At 57.5% G+C, this 10,887-nt stretch carries 9 protein-coding genes; 5 read left to right on the forward strand and 4 right to left on the reverse strand.

The features are described 5' to 3' along the window. The first annotated feature begins 125 nt into the window (after nt 1–125). The 3 genes from Q0903_RS13180 (at nt 126) to Q0903_RS13190 (ending at nt 4,378) form a co-directional block, all read left to right on the forward strand. Complete coding sequence (locus tag Q0903_RS13180) at nt 126–2,279, forward strand: malate synthase G (protein WP_299416136.1); 2,154 nt, start codon at nt 126–128, stop codon at nt 2,277–2,279. A gap of 174 nt (nt 2,280–2,453) precedes the next feature. Next, nucleotides 2,454–3,275 (forward strand): bifunctional allantoicase/(S)-ureidoglycine aminohydrolase, encoded by an 822-nt coding sequence (locus Q0903_RS13185; protein WP_299023486.1) that lies wholly within the window; start codon nt 2,454–2,456, stop codon nt 3,273–3,275. Between the two features lie 116 nt (nt 3,276–3,391). Beyond that, complete coding sequence (locus Q0903_RS13190; RefSeq protein WP_299416139.1) at nt 3,392–4,378, forward strand: glyceraldehyde 3-phosphate dehydrogenase NAD-binding domain-containing protein; 987 nt, start codon at nt 3,392–3,394, stop codon at nt 4,376–4,378. 68 nt (nt 4,379–4,446) lie between these two features. Here Q0903_RS13190 and Q0903_RS13195 read toward each other — a convergent pair whose 3' ends face one another. The 3 genes from Q0903_RS13195 to puuE form a co-directional block, all read right to left on the reverse strand. After that, nucleotides 4,447–5,880 carry a nucleobase:cation symporter-2 family protein gene (locus Q0903_RS13195; protein ID WP_299023488.1) on the reverse strand — a complete coding sequence of 478 codons (1,434 nt, stop codon included), beginning with the start codon at nt 5,878–5,880 and terminating at the stop codon, nt 4,447–4,449. A gap of 67 nt (nt 5,881–5,947) precedes the next feature. After that, the gene (locus tag Q0903_RS13200; protein WP_299416141.1) at nt 5,948–6,442 is read right to left on the reverse strand and encodes an ureidoglycolate lyase; all 495 of its coding nucleotides are present in this window, start codon (nt 6,440–6,442) and stop codon (nt 5,948–5,950) included. Beyond that, nucleotides 6,439–7,857 carry an allantoinase PuuE gene (gene puuE, locus Q0903_RS13205; RefSeq protein ID WP_299416143.1) on the reverse strand — a complete coding sequence of 473 codons (1,419 nt, stop codon included), beginning with the start codon at nt 7,855–7,857 and terminating at the stop codon, nt 6,439–6,441. Before puuE ends, Q0903_RS13200 begins: the two co-directional genes overlap by 4 nt. Before the next feature lie 139 nt (nt 7,858–7,996). On the opposite strand from puuE, the gene uraH reads away from it, so the two are divergent. Then, complete coding sequence (gene uraH, locus Q0903_RS13210; RefSeq protein WP_299023494.1) at nt 7,997–8,350, forward strand: hydroxyisourate hydrolase; 354 nt, start codon at nt 7,997–7,999, stop codon at nt 8,348–8,350. On the opposite strand, the gene Q0903_RS13215 is transcribed toward uraH, so the two are convergent. Then, on the reverse strand, nt 8,335–9,270 hold the full coding sequence (locus tag Q0903_RS13215) for a LysR family transcriptional regulator (protein WP_299023496.1): 936 nt from the start codon (nt 9,268–9,270) through the stop codon (nt 8,335–8,337). The two genes, uraH and Q0903_RS13215, sit on opposite strands and share 16 nt — an antisense overlap. Nucleotides 9,271–9,368: 98 nt before the next feature. On the opposite strand from Q0903_RS13215, the gene Q0903_RS13220 reads away from it, so the two are divergent. Further along, nucleotides 9,369–10,604 carry a urate hydroxylase PuuD gene (locus tag Q0903_RS13220; RefSeq protein ID WP_299416145.1) on the forward strand — a complete coding sequence of 412 codons (1,236 nt, stop codon included), beginning with the start codon at nt 9,369–9,371 and terminating at the stop codon, nt 10,602–10,604. Nucleotides 10,605–10,887 lie beyond the last annotated feature (283 nt).

Consider the following 10,887-nt stretch of genomic DNA (forward strand, 5'->3'; position numbering starts at 1 on the left):
GCCCGATCTCGCTGCATGACGGCAATTCGTGGCTTTCCAATCCCCCGAGAGTTCCGTTAAAAGGGCTTTGTATCGCATCTGACACATGTGTAGCCTATCGGAAACAACCAGCAGGACCCGCTCTTATGACAGACCAACGCACCCCCCGCGCCGAACTTGATGTTTCATCCGAACTTGCCACGTTTATCGAACAAGAAGCCTTGGCAGACACGGGTGTCAGCGCCGAGACATTCTGGTCAGGCCTGTCCACGCTGGTGCATGAGTTTTCGCCCCGCAACCGCGCATTGCTGGACAAACGTGCCACGATCCAGACCCAGATTGACGAATGGCACATCGCCCGCCGCGGCCAGCCTCACGACGCCGCTGTCTACAAGGACTTCCTAAGCGAGATCGGTTATCTGCTGCCCGAGGGGGATGATTTCCAGATTGATACCGACAATGTCGACCCCGAGATCGCCAGCATCGCAGGCCCGCAACTGGTGGTGCCCAGCACCAACGCACGCTTTGTGCTGAACGCAGCCAACGCCCGCTGGGGCAGCCTCTATGACGGATTTTACGGCACCGATGCTATGGGCAGCCTGCCGCCCGCAGGTGCATTTGACGATGGACGCGGCGCCCGTGTCGTGGCCCGCGCAGCCGTTTTTCTGGACGAGGCATTTGCCGCCACAGGCACCAGCTACGCCAAGGCGACGCAATACTCGGTCGAAAACGGCGCACTGCTAGTTGACGGTAGCAGCCTGATCGCACCAGAGAAATTTGTAGGCTACCGCGGTGATGCAGCAAGCCCCAGTGCCGTCTTGCTGCGCAACAACGGCCTGCACGTCGAGCTGGTCTTTGACCGCGACCACCCCATCGGGCGCACCACGCCATCCGGTCTGGCGGATGTCGTTATGGAATCCGCGGTTTCCGCAATTGTAGATATGGAAGATTCCGTTGCCTGTGTAGATGCCGAAGACAAGGTTGTCGCCTATCGCAACTGGCTGGGATTGATGAAGGGCGATCTGTCCGAGACCTTCCAGAAAGGCGGCAAGGAAGTTACCCGCGCGCTGCATGATGACCGCGCCTACACCGCACCTGATGGCAGTAGCCTGACACTCAAGGGGCGCGCGCTGTTGCTGGTGCGCAATGTCGGCCACCTGATGACCAACCCCGCTATTCGCGATCGCGACGGAAACGAGATTTTCGAAGGCCTGATGGATGCAATGGTTACCACGCTGATCGCCATGCATGACCTGCGCAAATCAGGCGGCATGCGCAATTCGCACAGCGGTTCTGTCTATGTCGTGAAACCCAAAATGCACGGCCCCGAAGAGGTCGCCTTTACGGACGAAATCTTTACCCATGTAGAAAAAGCTCTCGGCCTGTCCGCCAAAACGGTCAAGCTGGGCATTATGGACGAGGAGCGCCGCACCTCCGCCAACCTCAAAGAGTGTATCCGCGCGGCCAAATCCCGCGTCTGCTTTATCAACACTGGTTTTCTGGACCGCACAGGCGACGAAATCCACACCTCGATGGAGGCAGGCCCGTTCAGTCGCAAAGACTTTATCAAGCGTAAAGGCTGGATCACGGCATATGAGAACCAGAACGTCGATATCGGACTGGAGTGTGGCCTGTCGGGCCGCGCGCAGATCGGCAAAGGCATGTGGGCTGTGCCCGACAACATGTACGCCATGCTGGAGACCAAGATTGAACATCCCAAAGCAGGGGCAAACTGCGCTTGGGTGCCCAGCCCTACCGCCGCCACACTGCACGCCTTGCACTATCACAAAGTCGATGTTTTCGCGGTGCAAAAGCAGATCGCCAAAGGCGGACGCCGCGCCTATGTCGAGGCACTTCTCGAAGCGCCCGTTGCAAGCTATCGCCGCTGGAGCAAAGAGCACATCCGTGCCGAAGTAGAGAACAACGCCCAAGGCATTCTCGGATATGTGGTGCGCTGGGTAGATCAGGGCATCGGGTGTTCCAAAGTGCCTGACGTGAACAACGTGGGCCTCATGGAGGACCGCGCCACCTGCCGCATCTCGGCCCAGCACGTGGCCAACTGGTTGCACCACGATGTGATCAGCAAGGACGAGGTGAACGAGATCATGCAGCAGATGGCCACAGTTGTTGACAGCCAGAACGCAGGCGATCCGCTCTACCGTCCTATGGCACCTGATTTTAACAGCATTGCCTTTCAGGCGGCCTGTGATCTGGTCTTTGGCGGCACCAAAGACCCGTCAGGCTATACCGAGCCTACATTGCACGCCCGCCGTCTGGAGCTGAAGGCCCAACGCAACTAGGCAAAAGCCTTATACCCACAGCAAATGCCCTGCCAGTCTGGCGGGGCATTTCGCATTCTGCACCTCGCTGCGTATTATCAAATATATCCGAACACTTTTGATGCTTTAGGCCCTGTAGCTTAATAATATGCGCGTCGTATGATGGGCTCCTAACACCGGTAGCAAGGAACTCATATGCCCCCCAAATATTATGCGCCCCACGGCGGCCACCCCGGGCAAGAGCAGCTTTTGACGGACCGCGCCGTCTTTACACAGGCCTATGCCGTGCTGCCAAAAGGCACCATGCGCGACATTACCACCAGCTTTCTGCCCTTCTGGGACAAGACCCGCCTCTGGGTGATCGCACGCCCTCTTACCGGCTTTGCCGAGACGTTTTCGCAATACATCATGGAAGTGGCCCCGGGTGGGGGCTCTGACCACGCCGAGACGGACCCAAGCGCCCAAGGCGTGCTGTTTGTTGTCGAAGGCACTGCCACACTGCGGGTGAATGGCCAGACACACACCCTTACCGAAGGCGGCTATGCCTATCTGCCGCCGCGCAGCGGTTGGACTTTGCACAATACCAGCGACGAAATGCTGAGGTTCCACTGGATTAGAAAAGCCTATGTCGCCGTAGACGGCCTCGACCAGCCTGATGTCATTGTTACGAACGAACAGGACATTGCGCCTACCATTATGCCGGATACCGAGGGCAAATGGGGCACCACACGCTTTGTTGATCCATCAGATATGCGCCATGACATGCACGTCACAATCGTAACCTTCCAGCCGGGCGCCGTAATCCCGTTTCTGGAAACCCACGTGATGGAACACGGCCTTTATGTGCTGGAGGGCAAAGCGGCCTACCGCCTGAACACCGATTGGGTCGAAGTCGAGGCTGGCGATTATATGTGGCTGCGCGCCTTTTGTCCGCAGGCTTGCTATGCTGGTGGGCCTGGGCCATTTCGCTATCTGCTCTACAAAGATGTGAACCGCCACATGCCGCTTGGCCTATAGCGCCAAGTTGTCGTTTGCGCCGCTTGTGCGTTGCTCCAAAATGCCCCATGTCTGATCAAGGCGGCACGTATTTATGCGCGCTGCCCTGTACCTGACCACCCGAAGGGGACCAAGACATGCGGATCGTCATCAACGGCTTTGGCCGGATCGGGCGCACAATATTGCGCCAGATCCTTACCCTGCCCTGCCACGCGGATATAAAGGTTGTCGCAATCAATGACATCGCCCCGCTAGAGACATGTGCCTATCTTTTCAAATACGATAGCACCTTTGGCCCACTGCCCTATGAGGTAGCTGTCGAAGGTGCCGCGCTGCGCATCGGTGCGCGGCTGATCCCGTTTTCACATCATAGCATGCCCCAAGGCACCGACCTGCCCGCCGCCGATCTGGTGTTGGAGTGTACGGGCAAGCTGGACAGCCGCGCGATGGCCGAACGTGGCCTTGCCGCAGGCGCGCGCGCAGTCCTGATCTCGGGGCCGTCGAAATACGCTGACAACACTGTTGTTCTGGGCGCAAATGAAGAAACGCTGGGCGATGCGCGCATCGTCTCCAACGCATCATGCACCACCAACGCAATCGGGCCGCTGCTGCGGGCGCTGGACAACGCCATCGGCATCGCCCAAGCGCACATTACCACAATCCATTGCTACACCAGCAGTCAGCCCATGGTGGACGCACCCAGAGGCGATCTGGCGCGTAGCCGCGCAGGCGCTGAATCTATTGTGCCCACCACAACCAGTGCCGCAGGTGAATTGCTCAAAATCCTGCCGGAACTTGGCGCACGCACCAGTGTCGCCGCTGTGCGGGTGCCCAGCCTGAGCGTATCGGCGATTGATGCAACGGTACAGCTGTCCAAGCCTTTTGGCGCTTCAGCCCTCAACCTGCTGGAACAGGTCATCGACAGCTCGGATGTGCTGGGCGGCATCACCGACCCTTGCGTGTCACGCGATCTGCGCGGGCGGCCTGAATCGCTGGTCATTGCCCTGCCAGAAACGCAGACCATCGCGGACACACAGCTGCGCCTGTTTGGCTGGTACGATAACGAATGGGGCTTTTCCGCGCGGATGCTGGATATGGCGCGCATGATGGTGGCCCGCACCTGAGCCTACCCCAAAACGCAAACGCCCCGCGCCATTTCTGGTCGCGGGGCGTTGCCGTTTCTGTAGAGTCGTTACTTGCCGTTCAGCGACCCGTCACCGTGGCCTTGTAACCCGCCCGAAACTTCCTCGGTGGCCTCATCAGATAGATGCTCTGGCAGGATCAGGTTCAGCACGATTGCAATCAATGCAGCGGGCAGCAGGCCCGAAGTCATCAATATGCGCAGGGTGTCGGGCAGATACTGCACCGCCTTGGGGTCCAGTTGCAGCCCCAAACCGACCGACAGCGCGATCGCAAAGATCACCATGTTGCGGCGGTTCCAGTTTACATCGGACAGCATCGAAATACCCGCCGCGACCACCATGCCGAACATCACAATCACACCACCGCCCAGAACTTCAATCGGGATGGTGCGAATGACGGCGCCCACTTTGGGGATCAAACCGCATACAATCAGGAAAATCGCCCCGATGGTCACCACATGACGCGACATCACGCCTGTCATGGCGATCAGTCCCACGTTTTGCGAAAAGCTGGTGTTCGGAAAGCCGCCAAAGACACCCGCAATCGCGGTACCTACACCATCTGCATAGGTGGCACCTGTGATCTCGTCCTCGGTGGCCTCACGGCCTGCACCGCCTTTGGTGATGCCCGACACGTCGCCCACCGTTTCAACGGCCGAGACAAAGGACATCAGGCAAAAGCCGATGATCGCAGCAAAGCTCAGCTCGAAACCGTATTTGAAAGGACTTGGGAAGGCGATGGGGGCCGCACGGCTCCAGCTGGTGGCGATGCCATCAAGCGTGACCATACCCATGGCCATAGCATAGAAATAGCCGACAAAGATGCCGATCACGACTGCGGATACCGCCAACATACCGCGTGCATAGAACTTGAGCGCGAGTGTGACAAAGATGACAACCAATGCGGCTGACCAGTTCAGCAGCGAGCCGTATTCAGGGCTGTTAATGGCAGGCACGCCACCCGCCGCATACTGGATGCCCACCTTGACCAGTGCCAGACCAATCATTGTCACCACAAGGCCAGTTACCAATGGCGGCAGCGCAAAACGTATTCTGCCGATGAACGTACCAATGAGACAATGGAACAAACCACCGATCAAAACACCGCCAAACAATGCAGGCAGCGCCTCAACGCCTTTGCCGGCCACCAGCGGGATCATGATTGGAATAAAGGCAAAAGACGTGCCCTGCACAATCGGCAAACGCGCACCCACAGGCCCCAGACCGATGGTCTGGAACAGTGTCGCGATGCCAGCAAACAACATCGACATCTGGATCAGATAGGTCATGTCAGGAAACCCCTGCGCCCCCGCATCCGAGCCAAAGCCAAAGCCAGCCGCTCCGGAGATGATGATCGCAGGCGTCACGTTCGAGACGAACATCGCCAGTACATGTTGTATGCCCAGTGGCACCGCACGGTGCAATGCAGGCATGTAATTAGGATCCGCCAGCTGCGCTGGCGTTCCCAGTGAATTATCGGTCATGGTAGTTTCCCCTTTTGGTGTTGAGCGCCAGCCTGCTTGCGTGCCAGTCGCTTTTTGTTATCTCGTCTCAAATAGTGTCGTGTTGGATGATGTAGGCCGTCTCGAACCAGTGTTCCTCAAGGTTGTCGCCCGCCCCGATGCGGTCGATTACGGCAAAAAGTCCTGGCGCATGCAGGGGCGTCAGTACCCCGTGCCATGTGCCACGGTGGAAGTTGATCGCTTGGCCGGCAGTGGTGATAAACGCTTGGGGATTGATCGGCACACCCTGCGCGTCCTCGGCAACGACCACCAGAAAGGGATCGGCAGACATTGGCACAAACGCCTGACTGCCCATCGGATGGCGCTCCACCATCTCCAGCTTGAGCGGAAAACGCCGCGCCTCACCCTGAAAGATGCTGATGCCCGCTTCCCCGTCGCTAAAATCTAACTTGGCGCGGTCATGATAGCGGCCACAAAGCCCTTGGTTGATGATCTTGTCGGGCGCACCTTGCGCCTCCATCACATCACCAAAGGGTGCAAAGCTTTCGGCCGTCAGGGCGCGGGGCGTCAGTATAACGCTCATCTCGGCAACATCTCGGTCAAGCGCAATTGTGCGATCCGTTCGACCTGACGACAAGCCTCGGCAAACTCGACCTCACGCGTTTGCGCGATCCGCCGCTCGAAGGCTGCCAGAATGGATGCTTTGGTATTGTCCCGCACCGCTATGATAAAGGGAAAGCCAAACTTTTCCGTGTAGGCCGTGTTAAGCGCAACAAACTGGTCCCGCTCTGCATCTGTAAGCTGATCAAGCCCCACCGAGGCTTGCTCGGCCGTGGATTCGGCGTTCAGCCGCTGGGCTGCTGCCAGCTTGCCAGCCAGATCGGGGTGCGCGTTCAGCACCGCCAGACGCGCCTCATCCGTCGCACTGCGGAACACGCGTGCCATCATATGGTGAATGCCAGCAGCTGTGTCATGAGTTGGTCCAAGCTCCATCTCGAAAGCACTCTCCGCCACCCATGCGCTATGCTCGAACACGCCGCCAAAGGTAGCGACGAAGGTGTCACGGTCCATCTCGGACGGCGCCTGCCCTTGTGGCGCTGGATGCATGGCTGCCCAGTGTTCGGCTATCTGCAAACGCGTGGCAAACCATACGCCCTCATGGGATTTGAAATGCTCCAGCGCACGGCGGAACGCAGCTGCGCGGCCCGGCCGGCCTATCAGACGGCAATGCAGACCGATCGACAGTATCTTTGGTGCGCCTTCGGCCCCTTCGGCATACAGGTAGTCGAAACTGTCTTTGAGATAGCTCTCGAACTGGTCGCCGTTGGTGTAGCCCGCCTGAATGGCAAATCGCATATCGTTGCAATCCATCGTATAGGGCACGATCAACTGATCGACCTCGCCAAACTTCATCCAATAAGGCAAGTCATCGCTGTAACTATCTGCAACATAATCAAATTGCTGCATTTCCGCTGCCAATCGAACGGTGTTATTGGAACACCTTCCCGTGTACCAGCCACGCGGCGGTGTTCCGGTGACTTCGGTGTGCAGGCGCACCGCTTCAAGCATCTGCGCGCGCTCTTCTTCCTCGGACATATCTTTGTGCTCGACCCACTTCAGGCCATGGCTCGCAATCTCCCACTCGGATGCCAGCATTGCGGCCACTTGCTCAGGCGCGCGGGCAAGTGCAGTGGCCACACCATAGACTGTCACTGGCAAGTCACCCAGCAATCTGTGCACCCGCCAGAACCCTGCACGCGCCCCGTATTCATAGATCGTTTCCATATTCCAGTGGCGTTGGCCTTCCCAAGGTGCCGCCCCTGTTATCTCGGACAAAAACGCCTCTGATGCCGCATCGCCATGCAGGATATTGTTCTCGCCGCCCTCTTCATAATTCAAAACGATCTGGACAGCGATCTTTGCCCCATTCGGCCATTGCGCATCGGGCACATCGGCCCCGTATCCAGTCATATCACGCGGGTATCTGTGCACAGTCATTCCTCCACCTTTGGCTCCTTGTATTTCAAAATAATAACTCTGTTTTTCAAATAAAACACGAAACAGCCTCTAGCAGCGTGTGATTTGCCGCAATCACAGCTATCTGCCTATAACGCGCCCAACACCAAGGAGAGGCAAGATGACAGGCTATCTGACGACCCATGTTCTGGACACAGCGCGCGGTTTGCCCGCACAGGGCCTGAAAATTGAGCTATTTAGAGTTGATGGTGCCTCGCGCGCATTGCTCAAAACCCTTGTCACCAACAGTGACGGGCGCACGGACGAGCAGATTTTGCCCGCCGCCGAGTTTCAGACCGGCACGTATGAGCTGCTTTTTCACGCGGGCGATTATCTGGATGCCATCGGTGTGGCCCCTGAAAGCCCCCGCTTCCTTGATGTGATCCCGCTGCGCTTTGGCATGTCACAGGCATCGCACTACCACGTGCCGCTGTTGCTTTCGCCCTTCGGTTATTCCACCTATCGCGGCAGCTGAGCGTCCAGCAACAGGCTGCTGCGCACATTATCGGTGATCCGCTCGATCACATATTCCATGAACAAACGCGTTTTCGGATCCTGACGCCGACGATGTGTAAACAAACATGCCATCTGGATCGGCTCTGGCGGTGATGCGGGTGCGACAACCACCAGTCGCCCCGCGTTCACATGCTCGGCCACTTCGAAAACCGGCTTCATCGCGATCCCGTTGCCCGACAGCGCCCAATCGGTCAGCACGTCCCCGTCATCAGATTCAAACCGGCCCGTCACCCGAAACGGCTTGACCCCGTCAGGGGTGCCCAAACGCCAGCGAAATTCTGTCGCCCCTGGAAAGCGCAGGTTCAGACACTCGTGCGCACCTTTTACCAAGTCCTCTCCACGCTGAGGCATCCCGCGCGCCGCTACATATTCAGGGCTGGCACAAAGTATCCGCGTCACATCGGCAATCTTGCGAATACGCAGGGTGCTATCCTCTGGTTGACCTAAAAAGAACGCCAGATCTAGGCCTTCAGTGGTCAGATCAACCTTGCGATCCGAAAGGCGCAACCGCACGCTCACCTGCGGATACTCGGCCAGAAACCCTGGCACCAATGGCGCAATAAGACGCCGCCCCACACCCAAAGGCGCCGCGACATAGAGCGACCCTTTGGGATTGTCGGTGATGTTGACCACTTGCGCCTCGGCATTTTCAACCGCATCCAGAATACTGGCCGCCCCGCCATAAAACGCGCGCCCCTGTTCGGTTGGCGTCAGACTGCGGGTTGTGCGCTGGAACAACCGCACGCTCAGATGTTCCTCAAGCTGGCTGATGCGTGAGGACGTGACCGCCGGAGATATCCGCAAATCACGCCCTGCAGCAGACATGCTGCCCAATTCATAGACGCGCACAAAAGTGCGTATGTTATCGAGATATGACATTATTTCGTTTTTTTTGATGCTGTTTGATGAATACAAGCAATAGCAGAACAATCACCACGCGCCTAGTATCCTACCAACCCCGCATCAGGAGCCCGCCCATGTATGATTTCGCAATAATATGGGACTGGATCGCCTTTTCGGTACGCTGGCTGCACGTAATCACGGCAATGGCATGGATCGGTGCTTCGTTCTTTTTTATCGCGCTTGATCTGGGCCTGCGCAAAGCGCCCGACATGCCCCACGGCGTGCACGGCGAGGAATGGCAGGTGCATGGCGGCGGTTTCTATCACATCCAGAAATATCTTGTGGCCCCTGACAACATGCCCGAACACCTGATCTGGCACAAATGGCAGAGCTATATCACATGGGTCTCGGGTGCGGCTCTGCTGATGATCGTTTACTGGGTCGGTGGCGAAATTTTCCTGCTCGATCCTACCAAAGCGGACCTTACCCTGTGGCAAGGCATCCTGATCTCGGGCGGGTCGCTGACCATCGGTTGGATCGCCTATGATTATATGTGCAAATCCAAACTGGGTGAGCATGCAACGCTGTTGATGTTGCTGCTGTTTGCGCTGCTGGTGGTGATGTCATGGGGATATAACCAGATATTCACCGGTCGTGCGGCGCTGCTGCATCTGGGCGCTTTCACCGCGTCGATTATGACGGGCAACGTGTTTTTCCAGATCATGCCAAATCAGCGCATTGTCGTGGCGGACCTCAAGGCGGGGCGCAAACCCGATGCGAAATACGGTAAGATCGCCAAACTGCGCTCGACCCATAACAACTACCTGACGCTGCCTGTCGTGTTCTTGATGCTGGCCAATCACTATCCGCTGGCGTTTGGCACAGAATATGCATGGATCATTGCCAGCCTGATTTTTCTAACGGGCGTCACCATCCGGCATTATTTCAACACCCTCCACGCTACAGGCAGTGGCCCACACTGGACTTGGGCCGTGACCGTAATCCTGATGATCGTGATTGCATGGCTTTCAACCCAGCGCGGGTCTGACAGCTATGAGATCGCTTCGACCCGCGATCTGACACCCTATGAGCAGCACTATGCCTCTGCCGCAGGTTTTGAGGAGGCCTATGACGTGGTTTTGGGCAATTGTTCTATGTGCCACGCGCGCGAACCGGCGTGGGAAGGTATGCATTGGGCACCCAAAGGCGTGGTGCTGGAAACACCCAGCGATGTGGCACGCAACGCCGAGCAAATTTTGCTACACGCGGGCCTGAGCAATGCCATGCCGCCGCCCAACGCCATCGCCACCATGACCCCCGAAGCACGTGGCAAAATCGTTGCATGGGTCCGTGCTGCAAAAGGCAGTTGAGCGCCGCACCTGACTGCAAGGCTGCTTGTCCTGTTGGTTTCTCTTTGTTGAAGGGTTCTGGAATTTCCAATTGTGAAATTTTGTCGTCGTCTCGGTTCAAAACGTGGATGCTATCGGCTTCGATCAGACCAGACCGCTATTTCTCGTAGCCGCCTACCCGAAAGAACGCTGAGACCCCCCCCGCTCAAGGGACAATACTGCTATTAGCTATTTGCACCCGTCGCAGGTGGCCGCTTAGTGTCCGCTCTGCGGGATATGATCTGTTGCTTGAAAGCTGGCTAAT

Source organism: uncultured Sulfitobacter sp. (genome assembly GCF_947502895.1).
In the GTDB taxonomy this organism is placed as follows: domain Bacteria; phylum Pseudomonadota; class Alphaproteobacteria; order Rhodobacterales; family Rhodobacteraceae; genus Sulfitobacter.

What these genes read in the sequence shown, in the direction of transcription:
- Q0903_RS13195 (WP_299023488.1), bottom strand. Translation starts at nt 5,880, where the DNA reads ATGACCGATAATTCACTGGGAACGCCAGCGCAGCTGGCGGATCCTAAT.
- Q0903_RS13185 (WP_299023486.1), top strand. Translation starts at nt 2,454, where the DNA reads ATGCCCCCCAAATATTATGCGCCCCACGGCGGCCACCCCGGGCAAGAG.
- Q0903_RS13190 (WP_299416139.1), top strand. Translation starts at nt 3,392, where the DNA reads ATGCGGATCGTCATCAACGGCTTTGGCCGGATCGGGCGCACAATATTG.
- puuE (WP_299416143.1), bottom strand. Translation starts at nt 7,857, where the DNA reads ATGACTGTGCACAGATACCCGCGTGATATGACTGGATACGGGGCCGAT.
- uraH (WP_299023494.1), top strand. Translation starts at nt 7,997, where the DNA reads ATGACAGGCTATCTGACGACCCATGTTCTGGACACAGCGCGCGGTTTG.
- Q0903_RS13200 (WP_299416141.1), bottom strand. Translation starts at nt 6,442, where the DNA reads ATGAGCGTTATACTGACGCCCCGCGCCCTGACGGCCGAAAGCTTTGCA.
- Q0903_RS13180 (WP_299416136.1), top strand. Translation starts at nt 126, where the DNA reads ATGACAGACCAACGCACCCCCCGCGCCGAACTTGATGTTTCATCCGAA.
- Q0903_RS13220 (WP_299416145.1), top strand. Translation starts at nt 9,369, where the DNA reads ATGTATGATTTCGCAATAATATGGGACTGGATCGCCTTTTCGGTACGC.
- Q0903_RS13215 (WP_299023496.1), bottom strand. Translation starts at nt 9,270, where the DNA reads ATGTCATATCTCGATAACATACGCACTTTTGTGCGCGTCTATGAATTG.